17 protein-coding genes are annotated in these 16,510 nt (G+C 64.8%); 5 read left to right on the top strand and 12 right to left on the bottom strand.

What is annotated here, in order from left to right; translation table 11 throughout:
- Positions 1-92 precede the first annotated feature (92 nt).
- Both PE067_RS10110 and PE067_RS10105 read left to right on the top strand, forming a co-directional pair.
- Positions 93-1,295 carry a bifunctional 2-C-methyl-D-erythritol 4-phosphate cytidylyltransferase/2-C-methyl-D-erythritol 2,4-cyclodiphosphate synthase gene (locus tag PE067_RS10110; protein ID WP_276189271.1) on the top strand — a complete coding sequence of 401 codons (1,203 nt, stop codon included), beginning with the start codon at positions 93-95 and terminating at the stop codon, positions 1,293-1,295.
- Positions 1,296-1,300: 5 nt separating this feature from the next.
- Positions 1,301-1,792 carry a phosphatidylglycerophosphatase A gene (locus PE067_RS10105; protein WP_276189270.1) on the top strand — a complete coding sequence of 164 codons (492 nt, stop codon included), beginning with the start codon at positions 1,301-1,303 and terminating at the stop codon, positions 1,790-1,792.
- A 35-nt stretch (positions 1,793-1,827) separates the two neighbouring features.
- Here PE067_RS10105 and PE067_RS10100 read toward each other — a convergent pair whose 3' ends face one another.
- Positions 1,828-2,055, bottom strand: coding sequence for a hypothetical protein (locus PE067_RS10100; RefSeq protein WP_276189269.1), 228 nt, complete (start codon positions 2,053-2,055; stop codon positions 1,828-1,830).
- Here PE067_RS10100 and PE067_RS10095 point away from each other — a divergent pair.
- Positions 2,054-3,178, top strand: coding sequence for a Hint domain-containing protein (locus PE067_RS10095; RefSeq protein WP_276189268.1), 1,125 nt, complete (start codon positions 2,054-2,056; stop codon positions 3,176-3,178). The genes PE067_RS10100 and PE067_RS10095 overlap by 2 nt on opposite strands.
- Before the next feature lie 86 nt (positions 3,179-3,264).
- Here the strand turns inward: PE067_RS10095 and PE067_RS10090 are convergent, their stop codons facing one another.
- Entirely contained in the window at positions 3,265-4,131 is an 867-nt protein-coding gene (locus PE067_RS10090; protein WP_276189267.1) for an NAD(P)-dependent oxidoreductase, read from the bottom strand.
- Positions 4,132-4,259: 128 nt separating this feature from the next.
- Between PE067_RS10090 and PE067_RS10085 the strand changes: the two genes are divergently transcribed.
- Positions 4,260-6,722, top strand: a complete 2,463-nt coding sequence (locus tag PE067_RS10085; protein ID WP_276189514.1) for a penicillin acylase family protein — start codon at positions 4,260-4,262, stop codon at positions 6,720-6,722.
- 20 nt (positions 6,723-6,742) lie between these two features.
- Complete coding sequence (locus tag PE067_RS10080) at positions 6,743-7,675, top strand: nucleoside hydrolase (RefSeq protein ID WP_276189266.1); 933 nt, start codon at positions 6,743-6,745, stop codon at positions 7,673-7,675.
- Between the two features lies 1 nt (position 7,676).
- Here the strand turns inward: PE067_RS10080 and PE067_RS10075 are convergent, their stop codons facing one another.
- The 10 genes from PE067_RS10075 to pyrH form a co-directional block, all read right to left on the bottom strand.
- Positions 7,677-8,453, bottom strand: coding sequence for an OmpH family outer membrane protein (locus PE067_RS10075; protein ID WP_276189265.1), 777 nt, complete (start codon positions 8,451-8,453; stop codon positions 7,677-7,679).
- On the bottom strand, positions 8,453-10,186 hold the full coding sequence (gene bamA / locus PE067_RS10070) for an outer membrane protein assembly factor BamA (RefSeq protein WP_346429681.1): 1,734 nt from the start codon (positions 10,184-10,186) through the stop codon (positions 8,453-8,455). The genes PE067_RS10075 and bamA overlap by 1 nt, the downstream gene beginning before the upstream one ends.
- Complete coding sequence (locus PE067_RS21855) at positions 10,093-10,788, bottom strand: POTRA domain-containing protein (protein WP_346429680.1); 696 nt, start codon at positions 10,786-10,788, stop codon at positions 10,093-10,095. Before PE067_RS21855 ends, bamA begins: the two co-directional genes overlap by 94 nt.
- Positions 10,789-10,880: 92 nt before the next feature.
- Positions 10,881-11,621, bottom strand: coding sequence for a M50 family metallopeptidase (locus PE067_RS21850; protein ID WP_346429679.1), 741 nt, complete (start codon positions 11,619-11,621; stop codon positions 10,881-10,883).
- Positions 11,622-11,653: 32 nt separating this feature from the next.
- Entirely contained in the window at positions 11,654-12,205 is a 552-nt protein-coding gene (locus PE067_RS21845) for a site-2 protease family protein (RefSeq protein ID WP_346429678.1), read from the bottom strand.
- A complete protein-coding gene (dxr, locus tag PE067_RS10060; RefSeq protein ID WP_276189264.1) occupies positions 12,205-13,377 on the bottom strand; it encodes a 1-deoxy-D-xylulose-5-phosphate reductoisomerase in 1,173 nt (390 codons plus the stop codon). Before dxr ends, PE067_RS21845 begins: the two co-directional genes overlap by 1 nt.
- Positions 13,378-13,380: 3 nt before the next feature.
- Entirely contained in the window at positions 13,381-14,211 is an 831-nt protein-coding gene (locus PE067_RS10055) for a phosphatidate cytidylyltransferase (protein ID WP_276189263.1), read from the bottom strand.
- The gene (uppS, locus tag PE067_RS10050) at positions 14,208-14,942 is read right to left on the bottom strand and encodes a polyprenyl diphosphate synthase (RefSeq protein WP_276189262.1); all 735 of its coding nucleotides are present in this window, start codon (positions 14,940-14,942) and stop codon (positions 14,208-14,210) included. Before uppS ends, PE067_RS10055 begins: the two co-directional genes overlap by 4 nt.
- 4 nt (positions 14,943-14,946) lie before the next feature.
- Positions 14,947-15,510, bottom strand: a complete 564-nt coding sequence (frr, locus tag PE067_RS10045) for a ribosome recycling factor (protein WP_276189261.1) — start codon at positions 15,508-15,510, stop codon at positions 14,947-14,949.
- 247 nt (positions 15,511-15,757) lie between these two features.
- Positions 15,758-16,492, bottom strand: a complete 735-nt coding sequence (gene pyrH, locus PE067_RS10040) for a UMP kinase (protein WP_276189260.1) — start codon at positions 16,490-16,492, stop codon at positions 15,758-15,760.
- Positions 16,493-16,510 lie beyond the last annotated feature (18 nt).

The raw sequence follows: 16,510 nt of genomic DNA, 5'->3' as shown, positions 1-16,510 counted from the left end.
GATGTTGCGCCCCGCACCACCATTCGCGCCACCATCCGCCCCCGCCGGCCGGGGCGATTGCCTTGGAGGGGCGGCTCGCCTAATCAGGGGCCATGACAGAACAGCCGCACCCCGCATTTTCCGCGCCCCCGCAGGTGGATGGCGATATCGCCGTGATCATCACCGCCGCCGGGCGCGGGACGCGCGCGGGCGAAGGCCAGCCGAAACAATGGCGCGATCTGTGCGGCGACAGCGTGCTGGCCCATGCGATCCGCGCTTTCGCGGGGTTTTCGCGCATTGTCGTGACCCTGCATCCCGATGACATGGCGCGCGGCATCGCCGATTTCGGCGGCCGCGTCACGCTGGTCGCGGGCGGCCGGACGCGGTCGGAAAGCGTGCTGGCCGGGCTGGAGACGCTGGAGGGCAGCGGCATCCGCCATGTGCTGATCCACGACGGTGCGCGGCCTTGTGTCGCACCCCGGGTCCTCGCTGGCGTCGTCGATGCCTTGCGCGGGGGCGCCCCTGCCGCTGCACCGGCGCTGGCCGTCACGGACGCTCTGTGGCGGGTGGAGGACCGCTTCGTCACCGGGACGCAGGACCGGGCGGGCCTGTTTCGCGCCCAGACCCCGCAGGGCTTTGCGCTGGACGCGATCCTTGCCGCCCATCGCGCCCACCCGCAGGGCGCCCCCGACGATGTCGAACTGGCCCGGCTTGCCGGCCTGCCCGTCACCGTCACGCCGGGGGACGAGGACAATCTGAAGATCACCTGGCCACAGGATTTCGCGCGCGCCGCCCTGATCCTGTCGCGCAGCCGGAAAGAGGAACCGATGGCATTAACCGATATCCGACTTGGCAACGGCTTCGACGTCCATGCGCTTGGGCCGGGCGATCATGTCTGGCTGTGCGGCATCCGCATTCCCCATGACCACGGGCTGATCGGCCATTCCGATGCCGATGTCGGCATGCATGCGCTGACCGATGCGATCTATGGCGCGCTGGCGATGGGCGATATCGGGCGGCATTTCCCGCCCTCGGACCCGCAATGGAAGGGCGCGGCCAGCCATATCTTTCTGAAACATGCCATTGATCTGGCCCGTGAAAACGGGTTCGATCTGGGCAATGCCGATGTCACGCTGATCTGCGAGCAGCCCAAGATCGGCCCCCATGCCCAGGCCATGCAGATGCGTCTGGCCGGGATCATGGGGGCCGATGCGACCCGGATCAGCGTCAAGGCGACGACCTCGGAACGGCTTGGCTTTACCGGTCGCGGCGAAGGCATCGCCGCCATCGCCACCGCAACCCTCGTAAAAGGTTAACGCGCATGGAACGTCAGATCGCAACGGTGTTCGGACTTGGCAACCTGCGCCCCGCGCCCGGCACCTGGGCCTCGGCTGCGGCGATCCTGCTGGGCGTGGCCCTGCACCGCATCGGCCATTTCCCCCTGCTGGCGCTGGCAACGGTTGTCGTCACCATCATCGGTTTCTGGGCGATCCGCCGGTTGTTCGCCGGGCTGGACAACAAGGACCCGTCGGAATTCGTCATCGACGAGGTCGCCGGGCAGTGGCTGGCGCTGTGCTTCCCCTCGGCCGGGTTCTGGCTGATGGGCCTGTCATCGGACAGATTCCCCTATCCGGGCTGGCTGGCCGCATTCATCTTTTTCCGGCTGTTCGACATCTGGAAACCGTGGAAGGTGGGCCATGCCGACCGGCGCGGCGATGCGGACGGGATCATGCTGGACGATCTGTGGGCGGGCATGTTCGCGGGCGTCGCGACGATGATCGCGGCAGGCGCGGCGCATGGGCTGTTCATGTAGGGCGATTTCCGGGCCGGTCATGCAAAATCGGTCGTTCATCCCGATCCCCAGGGGGCGGATGCCGTTTTCACGATGAAACGGTTCTGGCCCAATCTTGGCTGCGCGTTTCCCTGACCTTGGGGAACGGTAAGTTTTTGAATTTGGATCCATCGCCCGGTTTTCGTGGCGGCGATATCTGGAAGCATCCCTTGCCCACCATCCAAGCTCAGCGGTGAACTTGTAAAAGTCACGCCTGTTTTTGATGTTTTGACGCAGGCTTTCATGCCTGATATCCAGCAATATATCTATGTGACCAAAGAAATGCTTGGTTACCTTGGCAACCAGCCCACGAACCCGTCCGGAATCAATCAGGGCGAGGAAGGCTTTGGCCTTTATGCGCCGGATGTGGTCGATCTCGGCACGGCCCAGGGCCTCGGCTCTGATTACTATCGCCTGGGGGGCTGGCAACTTGGAGACAGCGAGCAGTTCGGCAATGGCCAGTGGTGGCAGCTTGAGGCCTATATCGGCACCGGCGACCCGCGCGAGGATGACGATCCGGCGAACTGGCAGATGGTCTACAGCCAGTTGACCCCGAAGAACGATCTTGTCAGCAACCTTGGCATGGGGGACGATTACATCGTGTTTGAACAGGGCGGCCAGCATATCATTCTTGATCTGGCAGCCCCCTTCAGTTCCGAGCCGACGACCAGGACCTATGGCCCCGAGACCGATGTCAACAATCAGGGCGTGCCGACATTTCAAGAGGCCGATGATGCCTTTGATCAGGCATTCTGCTTTGTCCGGGGCACGCTGATCGCCACGCCCCAGGGCATGGTTGCCATCGAAGACCTGCGTCAGGGCGATCTGGTGCTGACCAAGGACCACGGTCCGCAGCCGGTGCGCTGGATCGGCAGGACGCGTCTGGATGCGACCCGCCTTGCGCGTCAGGCCCATCTGCGGCCGATCCGCATCAAGGCGGGCGCCTTGGGCGATCAACTGCCCGGGACCGACCTTCTGGTGTCGCCGCAGCACCGGATTCTGGTGCGCTCGCGGATTGCGCAAAAGATGTTCGGCACCGACGAGGTTCTGGTCGCCGCCAAACATCTCTTGCAGCTTGATGGCGTGGATGTGGCGGCCGATATGGACGCGGTCGAATATTTCCACATCCTGTTCGACCAGCACGAAGTCGTCTTTTCGAATGGCGCCGAAACCGAGTCGCTCTATGTCGGTGCCGAGGTGCGGAGGTCCCTGCCGGCGGCGGCGGTCGAGGAAATCCTTGCCCTTTTTCCCGGCCTGCTAGCGCGTGATGACGTGCCCGATCCGGCACGGCTGCTGATTTCGGGCCGTCACGCCCGCAAACTGGCCATCCGCCATCAGCAAAACGAAAAGCCGCTGGTTGCGGCCTGACGATTGGTGAGCAGACGACGGGGGCCGGGCGAAAGGTTGCGCCCGGCCCTTTCATTTTGCCGCACCCGCCCTTGAAAAACGCCCCGCTATTTCCGCAGCCGCGCGATCAGCGACGAGGTGTCCCAACGGCCGCCGCCCATCTGCTGCACCTCCTTGTAGAACTGGTCGATCAGTGCCGTGACCGGCAGGCTTGCGCCGTTTTCATCGGCGGCGGACAGGCAGATCGCCAGATCCTTGCGCATCCAGTCGACGGCAAAGCCAAAGTCAAAGCGGTTTTCGGCCATGGTCTGATAGCGGTTCTGCATCTGCCAGCTGCCCGCCGCGCCCTGGCTGATGACCTCGACCACATCGGCGATCGACAGCCCCGCCTTTTCGGCGAAATTCAGCGATTCCGACAGGCCCTGAACCAGCCCGGCAATGGCGATCTGGTTGCACATCTTGGTCAGTTGCCCGGCGCCGACCGGCCCCATCAGGCGGCAGATCCGGGCATAGGCGGCGATCACCAGCTCGGCCCGGGCGAAATCCCCGGCCGCGCCGCCGCACATCACCGACAGGGCGCCGTTTTCGGCCCCCGCCTGCCCGCCCGATACCGGCGCATCGACCAGAGCGATCCCGGATTTCGACGCGATGTCAGCCAGTTCCCGCGTGACCTGAGCGGAAACCGTGGTGTGATCGACATGCACCGCCCCCGCAGCCATCCCGGCATAGGCGCCCTGCGGAGCCGGGCAGACCTGCCGCAGATCGTCGTCATTGCCGACGCAGGTCATGACGAATTCCGCGCCCTCGGCCGCCTCGCGCGCGGTGGCGGCGGCACGGCCGCCATGCTGCGCGGCCCAGGCCTCGGCCTTGGCGGGGGTGCGGTTCCAGACGGTGACCTCATGTCCCGCCGCCACCAGATGCCCCGCCATCGGAAAGCCCATGACCCCCAGTCCCAGAAATGCCACGCGTGCCATGAAGCCTCCCTCTCGTGATGCGGCGATACGTTGATCTGCGCCGCGTGCTGTCCTATCACGCCGATGAATTCCATTCCGGGGCGATGCGGTCAACCGTGATCGCGCCCCGGTCACCGCGACGGGGACAGATGCTGACTTTCTTTCGCTGGCTGGTGCGCCTGACCGTCGGTCTGATCCTTGCCTGTCTGGCGATCGTGCTGCTGGCACGGTATTTCGCCATCCGCTCGGTTCCCGATTACGGCGACAGCTACAGCGTCAGCGGCATCACGGCCCCGGTCGAGATCGTGCGCACCACCGAAGGCGTGCCCCATGTCTTTGGCCAAAGCGATGCGGACGTGTTTTTCGCCCTTGGCCTTGTCCATGCGCAGGACCGGCTGTTCCAGATGACGGTCCTGCGCCGCGCGGCGCAGGGGCGGCTGTCGGAAATCTATGGCGTGGGGGCCTTTGCCTCGGATGATCTGGCGCGCAGGCTGGGACTGTATCGCAATGCCGCCGCCTCGGTTCAGGCGCAAAGCCCCGAAACGCTGACCGCGCTGGAGGCTTATGCGGCGGGGGTGAATGCCTGGATCGAACAGGTCAATCTGGGCGCGCGCGGTCGCGGGGCACCCGAATTCTTTCTGTATCCCGACAATATCGCCTATTGGGAGCCTGCGGATTCGCTGGCCATCCTGAAGCTGCTGGCCGCGTCATCCACGGTGCAGCTTCGGCGCGAGATCCTGCGCGCCCGCCTGTCGCTGGCCGCGCCGACGCGCGGGCAGGAAATCATGGCGACGGTGCCCGAACCCGCCATGCCCACCTATGCCGCGCTGTTTCCCGGCGCGCGGTTCATGCCGCCCGAACGCAATGCGCGGGCGCCGGATTGGGCGGCGGGGATCGCGGGCTATCTGGCCCCTGCGGTGGGTGCCAGCGCCAATAGCTGGGCCGCTTCGGGCAGCCGGACGGCGACGGGGCGCGCGCTTTTGGCCAATGATCCGCAATTCGCGCTGACCGCGCCAGGCATCTGGTATCTGGCGCGGCTGGAACTGCAGACCGGCGGCGTCATCGGCGGCAGCATTCCCGGCATTCCGGCGATCCTGTCGGGGCGCAATACGAAAATGGCCTGGGGGATCACCCCGGCCCAGATCGACGATCAGGATCTTTTCATCGAAGAGGTTCAGCCCGGCGATATCAACCGCTATCGCGGCCCCGACGGCTGGACCGAGTTCGCCACCCGCCGCGAAGTCATCCGCATCAAGGACGCCGATCCGCAAACCATCACCCTGCGCGACACGATCAACGGCCCCGCCATTCCCGCGGGTCACCTGGATCTTGCCTCGATCCTGCCCGAGGGCCATATCGCCACCCTGTCCTGGACCGGCGGGCGCAATCAGGATCGCAGCATGACCGCGCTGGTCGCGCTGATGTCCGCAGGCACCCGCCGCGATGCCGTCGAGGCTCTGCGCGACGTGACCGCGCCTGCGATGATCTATACCCTGGCCGACGAGGATGGCGTGGCCGAAACGCTGGCGGGGGCCATTCCCGATCGCCCGGCAGGCCATCAGACCGGCGGCCGGATGCCCGTGCCGGGCTGGATGCGCGACAACATCTGGCAGGGCATCACCCCCGCCCCCGCCACCCTGACCGCGCTGGATCCGGCCGATGGCATGGTCTCTGCCACCGGCGGCCGTGCGCTGGCGGCCGAGGGGCGCGCGCTTGGGCATGACTGGTCGGACGATCATCGCCAGACCCGGCTGGATTTCCTGATCTCCAGCCGCGAGGTCCATTCGCGCGACAGCTTCATCGCCGCGCAGAACGATATCGTCAGCCCGGTCGCCCGCCAGCTTTTGCCGCTGGTCGCCGCCGATCTGTGGTTTACCGGCGAACCCGCCGCACGCGGCACGCCCGAACGCCAGCGTCAGGATGCGCTGGCGCTGCTGGCCGATTGGGATGGCGCGATGAGCGAGCATATGCCCGAACCGCTGATCTATGCCGCCTGGATGCGTATCCTGCAGGAACGCATCATCCGCGACGAGTTGGGGCCGCTGGCCGATGAACTCACCCGGCTGTATCCCGATTTCATCGAACGCGTCTTTCGCAATATCAGCGGCGCCGCCGAATGGTGCGACATCCGCCAGTCCAGCCCGGTCGAAACCTGCGCCGAAATCGCCCGCCAGTCGCTGGATGCCGCGATCCTGGAACTGACCGCGCGTTTCGGCCCCGATGTGACAAGCTGGCGGTGGGGCGATGTCCATCTGGCCCGCCATGTCCACCCCGGTCTGGGCGATATCCGCGGCCTGTCCTATGTCGTGAACCTGATGCAGCCGACCTCGGGCGCCGATTCGACGGTGGCGCTGGCCGGGACGCAGGGCACCGGCTGGAACCCCTGGCTGAACGTCACCGGCGCGACCTATCGCGGCGTCTACGATCTGGCCGATCCGGACAGTTCGGTCTTTGTCGTCTCGACCGGGCAGTCGGGCCATCCGCTGTCGCGCCATTATGACGACATGGCAGAGTTGTGGCGGCGCGGCGAATATGTCGTGATGTCGCTGGACCCCCAGCTTGCCCGCGCGGCGGCGGCCGGGATCACCCAGCTTGAACCCGCAGGAGAGTAAGCGGCGCATAAAGGATAAGCATGGCACGCAAGATCATCATCGACACCGATCCCGGTCAGGACGACGCCGTGGCCATCCTGCTGGCGCTTGGCAGCCCGGAACTGGATCTGCTGGGGCTGACCGTTGTCGCGGGCAATGTGCCGCTGGCCCGCACCGCCGGGAATGCGCGCAAGGTGCTGGAACTGGCGGGCCGCCGCGATATCCCGGTTTTCGCGGGCTGCGACCGGCCGATCCGGCGCCGGCTGGTCACGGCGGAACATGTCCACGGCGCATCCGGTCTGGACGGGATCGAGCTGCCGGAGCCGACCATGCCGCTGCAATCCGCCCATGCCGTCGATTTCATCATCGACACCCTGCGCAGCCATGATCCGGGCACCGTCTCGCTGGTCCCGATCGGGCCCCTGACGAATATCGCCACCGCCTTTCAGCGCGCGCCCGACATCATCGCCCGCGTGCAGGAAATCAGCCTGATGGGCGGCGCCTATTTCGAGGTGGGCAACATCACCCCCGCCGCCGAATTCAACATCCATGTCGACCCCGAGGCCGCCGCGCAGGTCTTTGCCTCAGGGGCCGAGATCACCGTCCTGCCGCTGGATGTCACCCACAAGGCCCTGACCAGCCGGGCATGGGTCGAACGGATGCGCCGCCTTGGCCGCATCGGCGAAGCGGTGGCAAGCTGGACCGATTTCTTTGAACGCTATGACAGGGAAAAATACGGCAGTCTTGGCGCCCCGCTGCATGATCCCTGCGCCGTGGCCTGGCTGATCCGCCCCGACCTGTTCGCGGGCCGCTTCATTAATGTCGAGATCGAGACAGAGGGCACCTATACCACCGGCATGACCGTCGCCGACTGGTGGGGCGTCAGCGGACGCGCCCCGAATGCGACCTTCATCCGCGATGTCGATGCCGGGGGGTTGTTCGACCTGCTCAGCGAAAGGATCGCGCGGCTTTGACCTAATCGCCGGGGTTTGCGGGCGTTTCCGCCGGTGCCCCATCCTGTGCGGCCCCATCCTGTGCAGCAGGGGGGCTGGTCAGGCCCGGCCCTTCGCCCAGTTCGGCATCGACACGCGCGATCAATTCATCCGTCATATCAATGGATTGCGCCTGTATCAGCACCAGCCGCTGATCCAGAACCACGACCGCCTGACGTTCCTGCATCAGCTTTGCCAGAATCGGCATGATCTGCGCATAAAACGTCTCGCGTTCCTTTTGCGGCAGCTGCTGCAGTTCCTGCCGTGCCGTGTCGCGCTCGTGCCGGATCTCGACCACCTTGCGGTCGAATTCATCGGCGCGGATGCGGAATTCATCCGGCGGCAAGGTGTCGCGCAGCCGGGTCAGCTCTTCTTCCTCGCGCGAGAACTGCTGAAGCAACCGCTCGTTTTCTTCGGAAAGATCATTGCCCTGACGCGCCAGTTCGGCCTGAACACGCCGCCCCCAGGCCGTTCCCGCGAACAGCCGGTCCTGATCTATCGTCATGATCGGCAGTTCTTCAAGGCTGCCATCCGAAGGCACGACCAGCGCGCCGATGGTCGGGCTGTCGCCGCCTTGCGTGTCATCCCCGGCCCCCGTCTCGCCTTCGCTTTCGATGCGCACCGGGTCGGCGGGTGCGGCGACGGATGGCTCGGGGACAGATGGTTGCGGGACAGGCGCAGCAGGCGGGTCGTCCTGCGCCAGCGCCTGACCTGTCAGAAGACAGGTCAGACAAGCCGCGATCAGCGCCCGTTCCCGCATCAGAAGCTGGTCGAAATCGTCAGGTCGAAGGGCTGCTCTTCGTCGTAATCTTCTTTCTGAAGCGCCTTCGAGAAGTTGAAGCGCAACGGGCCGATGGGCGTCGTCCAGAACAGCGAAGCGCCGATTGCCGCGCGGACATGCATGGAATCATCGACTTCGATATTGTTGGCGCCGTTGCGGTCGTCCAGCCCCCAGACCGACCCGACATCGGCGAACAGCCCGCCCATGATCCCGTATTCCTCGGGCAGGCCAAGCGGGAATTGCGCCTCGGTGCGCAGCGCCCAGTAATAGTTCCCGCCAAGCGCATCTTCGTTCGGGGCGTTCAGATCGCGCGGGCCGATGCCGTTGTATTCAAAGCCGCGGATCTTGTTATTGCCCGAAAACCGGTCAAAGCGGCGGCTGTTTGCGTCGTCCAGCATATGCAGCGCGCCCAGTTCTAGTTCGGCGCGCAGCGTGACCTCTTCGCGCCAGGCATTGCTTTCGACACCCGCATAGACATTGGTGGTGATCATGTCGATGTCACCGCCCAGACCGGCGTAATCCTGACCGAAGGTAAAGCGATAGCGGGTCAGCGGGTCCAGCCCGGTGATGCGGCTGTCATAGGTATAGGTGTAGCCGATGGCCGAAGAATAAAACCCGCCCTGATCGCGATAGAGGATCGGCGACGACCCCGCCAGCTCCCCCGATTCCGGATCGACATGGATCGGCAGAACGCTTGACAGCGTGTCCTTGCTCAGCTTGTAGCGGATTTCCAGACGGCCGTTTTCGGAAATCGGCGCCTCGATCCCGGTCAGGAAACCGACGCTGCGCGTGTCATAGTCCGAATTATAGCTTTCGGTCGTGTTATACCAGATCTGGAAGCGGCCTTTCAGATCGCGCCCGAACAGATAGGGTTCGACAAAGGTCAGCCCCGACGAACGCGTCCCCGACCCGGTCGCAAAGCTCAGGCTGACGGCCTGACCACGGCCCATGAAATTCTGCTCGCTCAGCGAGAAGTTGAGGCCGACCCCGGAATTGACGCCGTAGCTGACGCCAAAGTTCAGGCTGCCGGTCGGCTGTTCCTCGACGTTGACATCGACGATGACCTGCTCGGGCGAGGTGCCCTCGCGGCTTTCGACCTGCGCATCGGCGAAATAGCCAAGCGCGCGGATGCGTTCGGCGGCATTGCGGATTTCGCGCGGGTTGAAGGGGTCGCCCTCGACCGTGGTGAACTGGCGGCGGATGACCTCGTCCAGAGTGGTGGTGTTGCCCTCGATGTCGATACGCTCGACAAAGACGCGCGGGCCGCGGGTCAGGGCAAAGGTCAGATCCAGCGTCTGGTCGCGCATGTTGCGGGTGATGCGCGGCTCGATATTGACGAAATCCAGACCCTTTTGCAGGGCGATCGCCTCCATCCGGCGGATGGTGTTGTCGATGACGGCGGGGTTATAGACCTCGCCCGGGCGGACGCGGTTCTGGGCGCGGAAATCGGTATCATCGACGCCCGGAATTTCGCTGACCGTCCGGACATTGCCAAAGGTGTAGCGCGGACCTTCCTGAATGTTGAAGGTGATGTAGAAGGCATCGCGTTCGCGCGCCACCTCGGGCGAGATCGCCTGAACCCGGAAATCGGCATAGCCGCGCGAGCGGTAGAAATCGGTCAGAAGCTGTTCATCGACCGCCGTGCGTTCGGGCGCGAAGGTGTCGCGGCGGATGAACTGACGCAGGATGCCCGCCTGTTTCGTCTGCAACACGTTGCGCAAGCGGCGGTCGGAAAGGCGCGGTTGCCGACGAAGCCGATGCGTTCGATTTCGGTGACATCGCCCTCGCGGATTTCAAAGACCAGATCGACGCGGTTGCCCGGACGGCGGATGATGCGCGGCTCGATCCGTGCGGCCAGACGCCCCTGAGAGGCATAGACCTGCGAAAGCACCTCGGCATCGGATTCGGCGGTCGAAGGGGAATAGACGCGCCGTGCCTGGCTTTTGATCACCGAACTCAGCTGTTCATCCTTGACCCGGCGGTTGCCTTCAAAGCTGATGACATTGATCATCGGATATTCGCGCACCGAAATGACCAGCGTGCCGCCCTGCGGCGTCACCTCGACCGTTTCGAACAGGCCCGACTGCTGCAGCCTTTGCATCGCGGCATTCAGGTCGCCGGCCGAAACGTTCTGGCCCCGCGGGATGTTCGCATAGGACAGGATCGTCGCGCTTTCGATACGCTCTGCGCCGTCGATCCGGACGCTGTTGAACACATAGGCCGAGGCCGGGGTGGCCATGAAGCTGGCGGGCACCGTGACGGCCAGCGCCGAAATCAGCGCAATGGCGCCCTTGCCAAGTTTCCTGTCAGTCATTGCTGCCCTCTACCCAAGCCTTGCCGATTTCATCGGTCCGATTGGCGTTGTGGATACATCCAACTTGGGCAGAGGTCAAAACAGAAGCGGCGTCACGGGCAGAAAAGATCGTTCGAGAGGCCGAAAACCATCAATGTCAGCACCAGCGCCAGCCCGACAACCGTCAACGCATTGACCACACGGTCGGATGCGGGCCGTCCGGTGATGCCCTCATAGGCGAAAAACATCAGATGCCCGCCGTCCAGAACCGGGATCGGCAGCAGGTTCAGAAACCCGATCGCCGCCGACAGGACGCCGATCCACCAGATGAAATTCATGCCCCCCGCCGATGCCGCCTCACTGGTGGTTTCGGCGATGGAAATCGCCCCGCCCAGATTGCAGGTCCCGATCTGTCCGGTGATCATCGCCCACAGGCCCTGAATCGAGCTTGCGATGATGAACCAGGTTCGTTCGACCCCGGCGACAAGCGCCTCGACCGGGGTTGCGCCGCGGGTGGCGGGCTCGAACAACTGGCCCGCATTGATGCCGACCAGCCAGCGCCGTTCATAGCCGCCATCGGCGGTGGGCAGATCGCGTTCGGCGGCGGCAAGGGCATAATCCGCCTCTCCCTCGCCATCGCGCCAGACGCGGAAGACGACGGGGCGCCCCTCGGCGGCGGTGACCGCCGCGCCGATCTGGGCAAAGCGTTCGACCGGCTGGCCATCGACCGACAGGATCACATCCCCGGCCCGCAGCCCCGCAGCCGAGGCCGCGCTGCGCGGTGCGACCCCGCCGATGACCGGGGGCAGCAGGTCGGGCGCGCGGACGACCAGTTCCGTCCCGTCGCGCCGCACCGTCCAGTCCAGCCCGTCCGCAGGGGTTTCATTCAGCGCAAGTTCCCCAGATCGCGCCAGGTCGCGACCGGCTGGCCGCCGACGGCAATCACCTCGTCACCGGCGCGCAAACCGTTCTGCATCGCGGGCGGCAAGGCGGTGACACGGCCGATCTCGACCCGCTCGACCGGGACACCCTGCCACAGCAGCATGCCGCCAAAGATCAGGATCGACAGGGCAAAGTTGAAGAACGGCCCGGCCGCAACCGTCGCGAAACGCGCCCAGAGCGGCGCACCCGTCAGGCTTTGGCGGCGCAAGGCCGGATCGACCTCGGTGCCGGTGCCCGCGCTGGCCGCATTGGCATCGCCCAGAAAACGGACATAGCCGCCCAGAGGCACCGCCGCGACCTGCCACAGCGTTCCACGGCGGTCGCGGCGCGATATCAGTCGCGGCCCGAACCCGAGGGAAAACACCTCGGCCCGGATGCCCGACCAGCGGGCAACGATGTAATGGCCATATTCATGGACCGCGACGATGATCGACAGCGCGATCACAAAGGCCAGAATGGTCCATAACAAACCGCCGATTTCACCGATCAAAGCCATTATGCCGTCACCTTCCACGCGCCTGCCGCAACTCTTGCCATGTCATCCCAGTAAAGCACGGTTTCAAGATCCCCCGGGCTTTTGGCAAAATCGCTGGCCCGCGCCACCTGTTCCAGCGCGTGTTCGACGGCCGGGGCCATGTCGGTAAAGCGGATCCGGCCCGCGATGAAATCGTCCAGCGCCTGTTCCTTGGCCGCGTTCAGAACCGCACCGGCGGCGCCACCAGCCTGCATGACCTCGCGCGCCAGACGCAGCGCGGGCCAGCGCCTTTCGTCGGGCGCCGAGAAATCGAGCCGGCCGACCTGCGCCAGATCCAGCGCCGCAATCGGCAGCGCGTGGCGTTCAGGCCAGTTCAGGGCATAGCCGATGGCATGGCGCATATCGGGCAGGCCCAGATGCGCGGTGGAACTGCCGTCGCGGAAGCTGACCATCGCATGGACGATCGACTGCGGATGCAGCAAGACCCGGATCCGTTCCGGAGGGATGTTGAAAAACTCATGTGCTTCAATCAGTTCCAGCGCTTTGTTGAACATGCTGGCGCTGTCGATGGTGATGCGCTGCCCCATGTTCCAGTTCGGGTGACACGAAGCCTCTGCCACCGTCGCATGGGGCAGCCGCTCCAGCGGCCAGTCGCGAAAGGCCCCGCCCGATGCGGTGATGGAAATATGTTCGACACATTCTGCCTTTTCCTGTCCAAGCAACTGAAAAATAGCGGAATGTTCGGAATCGACCGGCAGGATGCGGGCCCTGGTTTGCGCGGCGCGGTCCATGACCAGACGCCCTGCGGCCACCAGCGTTTCCTTGTTCGCCAACGCCAGAACGCCGCCGCGTTCGATCACCTGCAGGCCGGGCGCAAGCCCCGCCGCGCCGACAATGGCCGACAGGGTCCAGTCCGCCGGACGGGCCGCCGCTTCGGCCACGGCCGCCGCACCCGCCGCAGATTCGATCCCCGTGCCGGTCAGGGCGGCCCGCAGATCCGGCAACAGCTCCGGCCATGCGGTCACGGCGATTTCGGCACCAAGCGCCTGCGCCATTTCCGCAAGCCGGGCGATATTGTGCCCGCCGGTCAAGGCGACCGTGCGGATCGGCTGTTCCGCACTGGCACGCCGGATCAGGTCGAAGGCGCTTTCCCCGACCGAGCCGGTGGCGCCAAGAATCGTCACGCTTCGCATGGTTCAGCCTCCGATCACCGGCAGGATACCCATGAAGATGAACAGAAGCGCGGCCAGAAAGGCGCCCGACATCGCGTCGAACCGGTCCATCAACCCGCCGTGGCCGGGGATCAGGTTGGAACTGTCCTTGACCCCGACGCGCCGTTTCAGCCAGCTTTCGGCGATATCGCCCGCCTGGCCGAACATAGCAAGGACAGGGCCAAGCAGGATGACCGGCCAATGCGCGGCACCGCTGGCGATCAGGATCAGCGCCAGACCCACCGCGCCGACCCATCCCGCGACCGTCCCGCTCCAGGTCTTGTTGGGGCTGACGGCGGGCCACAGCTTGGGGCCGCCGAAATGGCGCCCGGCGAAATAGCCCGAGATGTCGGACAGCACCACGGTCGCGACGATCCACAGGGCGGTGGGCAGGCCCATCGCCTCGCGCACATAAAACAGCGCATAGCCGGCAAACAGGATGGCGATGGTCGTCGCGGCATAGGTCGGGCGTTCATGCGCATGGGTGCCGCCCCAGCCCAGAACGATGGGCAGGACGACCAGAAGCAGCGCCCAGTTTCCGGGGATCATCAGCATCGCAAACAGCGTCAGCCCACCGGCGATGCCGATCAGCACCGGATGGCGCGGCCCCTGAAACTCCGGGTGGCGCCAGGCGGTCAGCCGCGCGAGTTCCCACATCATGCCGCCGGACAGCAGCGACAGCCCGGTGGCAAGCCAGATGCCCGAGGACAGGATCAGGATCGCGCCCAGAACGATCAGCACAACGCCCGAGATCACGCGCGGCCCTAGGTCGGACCATCGCTTGCGGGCGGATTTCTTTTCGCCCGCGCCCGTCATGCGCCGCCAAATCTGCGGTCACGCATGCCGAAACGGTCCAGAATTTCCGCCAGCCGGTCGGGCGTGAAATCGGGCCAGAGCGTTTCCGTGAATTCATATTCCGAATAGGTCGCCTGAAAGGGCAGGAAATTCGAGGTCCGGGTTTCGCCCGAGGTGCGGATCACCAGATCCGGGTCGGGATGGCCGGCGGTGTCCAGACAATCGGCCAGATCGGCTTCGGTCGCATGGCTGATCTCGCCGCGCGCCAGACGCGCCGCCAGACGCGTCGCCGCGCGGGTCAGTTCGTCCCGGCCGCCGTAATTGATCGCGACCGTCAGGTTCAGGCGGCTGTTGCCGGCGGTCCGCGCCTCGATCCCGGCCATGAGGTCCTGCAGCTTCTTGTCCAGCCGTTCGCGCGCCCCGATAAAGCGCAGGCGCACGCCTTCGGCAGCCATGCCATCGGCCTCGCGTTCAATATAGCGCGCGAAAATCCCCATCAGGCCCAGAACCTCTTCGGTCGAGCGCTTCCAGTTTTCGGTCGAAAAGGCATAGACGGTCAGCCAGTTCACCCCAAGGGACGGACAGGCCCGGACGATTTCCTTGACCCTTTCCGCGCCCCGCCGATGGCCGACCAGCCGCGGCCAGCCCCGGTTCTTGGCCCAACGGCCATTGCCGTCCATGATGATGGCGACGTGCCGGGGACGCACTTCGCCATCCGCGCCGGAAACGACATTGGCTGCTGTCTTGGCCACCCGTTCAGACCTGCATGATTTCGGCTTGTTTCGTTTCCAGCGCCTTGTCCACCGTGGCGATGGATTTGTCGGTCAGTTCCTGAACCGAGCTTTCCCAGAATTTCTGATCGTCCTCGGACATGCCGGCGGATTTGGCTTTCTTGATCTGATCCATCCCGTCGCGGCGCACGTTGCGGATCGCGACACGGGCGCTTTCGGCATATTGGGCGGCGACCTTGGTCAGTTCGCGGCGCCGTTCTTCGTTCAGCTCGGGGATCGGCAGCATGATGATCGTGCCGTTCAGCTGCGGATTGATGCCCAGACCCGATTCGCGGATCGCCTTTTCCGCCTTGCCGACCAGCGCCTTGTCCCAGACATTGATGGTGACCATGCGCGGTTCCGGGACGTTGACGGTGCCGATCTGGTTCAGCGGTGTCGGAGAACCATAGGCATCGACCATGATCGGCTCGACCATGCTGGCCGAAGCCCGCCCGGTGCGCAGCGATGCGAATTCGTGACGCAGGGATTCCATCGCACCTTTCATGCGACGCTCCAGATCGTCGGTGTCTATCTCGATGTCCTCGGCCATGTTGGACTGCCCCTGAATGAAATTTTCTGTGCTTTTAACCGCAATGCCCATGCTTGGCAAAGGCTTTGCCCTGACAGCCGCGTGACAGGCGGGCCTTGCAACCCGGCTGCGCGGCAAACCGCCCGGTTCGCCCCAGGATCACCCCTGCCTGATTCCTGTCTCCTATCCTGACCTGGGTCCTGGATAGCAGCGCGGGGTTGAGACAAGGTTAACACCATCGGGCCGCCCGGACAGGATCGCCCCCGGACTAGCCCTGAACCCGCGTATAGGTGCCCTTGCCCGCCAGAATGCCGCGGAAACCGCCCGGCTCGTCCAGCGAAAAGACGATGATCGGCAGATCGTTGTCGCGCGCCAGCGCAATCGCCGAAGCATCCATCACGCCCAGATGCTTTTGCAGCACCTCGTCATAGCTGACGCTGTCGTAACGCTTGGCGTCGGCGTGTTTTTTCGGATCCTTGTCATAGACGCCATCGACCTTGGTGCCCTTGAAAATCGCCTCGCAGTTCATTTCATTGGCGCGCAGGGTCGCGGCGGTATCGGTGGTGAAATAGGGATTGCCCGTGCCTGCGGCGAAAATGATCACGCGCTTCTTTTCCAGATGGCGGACGGCGCGGCGGCGGATATAGGGCTCGGCCACCTCGTCCATGCGGATCGCGCTGATCACGCGGCAATGGATGCCAAGCGATTCCAGCGCCGCCTGCATGCCAAGCGCGTTCATCACCGTGGCCAGCATCCCCATGTAATCGGCCGTCGCCCGCTCCATCCCCTGCGCGCTGCCCTGCAACCCGCGAAAGATATTGCCGCCGCCGATGACCATGCAGATCTCGACACCCATGTCATGGACGGATTTCACCTCTTGCGCGATGCGCGCGACGGTGGGCGGGTGCAGGCCATAGCCCTGATCGCCCATCAGCGCCTCGCCCGAGATCTTCAGCAGCACGCGCGAATAGCTTTTGGTCGTCTCGGTTCGTTCATCGGTCATCGCGCGCACCCACTGGCT

This window comes from Paracoccus sp. DMF-8 (assembly GCF_029309835.1).
GTDB lineage: Bacteria > Pseudomonadota > Alphaproteobacteria > Rhodobacterales > Rhodobacteraceae > Paracoccus.
The sequence above is the reverse complement of the archived record's forward strand: the minus strand, read 5'-3'. Positions and strand labels throughout refer to the sequence as shown.

Bases quoted from the DNA above. Each gene is read 5' to 3' on its own strand.
- PE067_RS10110 (WP_276189271.1), top strand. From the start codon at position 93: ATGACAGAACAGCCGCACCCCGCATTTTCCGCGCCCCCGCAGGTGGAT.
- PE067_RS10105 (WP_276189270.1), top strand. From the start codon at position 1,301: ATGGAACGTCAGATCGCAACGGTGTTCGGACTTGGCAACCTGCGCCCC.
- PE067_RS10095 (WP_276189268.1), top strand. From the start codon at position 2,054: ATGCCTGATATCCAGCAATATATCTATGTGACCAAAGAAATGCTTGGT.
- PE067_RS10100 (WP_276189269.1), bottom strand. From the start codon at position 2,055: ATGAAAGCCTGCGTCAAAACATCAAAAACAGGCGTGACTTTTACAAGT.
- PE067_RS10090 (WP_276189267.1), bottom strand. From the start codon at position 4,131: ATGGCACGCGTGGCATTTCTGGGACTGGGGGTCATGGGCTTTCCGATG.
- PE067_RS10085 (WP_276189514.1), top strand. From the start codon at position 4,260: ATGCTGACTTTCTTTCGCTGGCTGGTGCGCCTGACCGTCGGTCTGATC.
- PE067_RS10080 (WP_276189266.1), top strand. From the start codon at position 6,743: ATGGCACGCAAGATCATCATCGACACCGATCCCGGTCAGGACGACGCC.
- PE067_RS10075 (WP_276189265.1), bottom strand. From the start codon at position 8,453: ATGCGGGAACGGGCGCTGATCGCGGCTTGTCTGACCTGTCTTCTGACA.
- PE067_RS21855 (WP_346429680.1), bottom strand. From the start codon at position 10,788: ATGACTGACAGGAAACTTGGCAAGGGCGCCATTGCGCTGATTTCGGCG.
- PE067_RS21845 (WP_346429678.1), bottom strand. From the start codon at position 12,205: ATGGCTTTGATCGGTGAAATCGGCGGTTTGTTATGGACCATTCTGGCC.
- dxr (WP_276189264.1), bottom strand. From the start codon at position 13,377: ATGCGAAGCGTGACGATTCTTGGCGCCACCGGCTCGGTCGGGGAAAGC.
- PE067_RS10055 (WP_276189263.1), bottom strand. From the start codon at position 14,211: ATGACGGGCGCGGGCGAAAAGAAATCCGCCCGCAAGCGATGGTCCGAC.
- frr (WP_276189261.1), bottom strand. From the start codon at position 15,510: ATGGCCGAGGACATCGAGATAGACACCGACGATCTGGAGCGTCGCATG.
- pyrH (WP_276189260.1), bottom strand. From the start codon at position 16,492: ATGACCGATGAACGAACCGAGACGACCAAAAGCTATTCGCGCGTGCTG.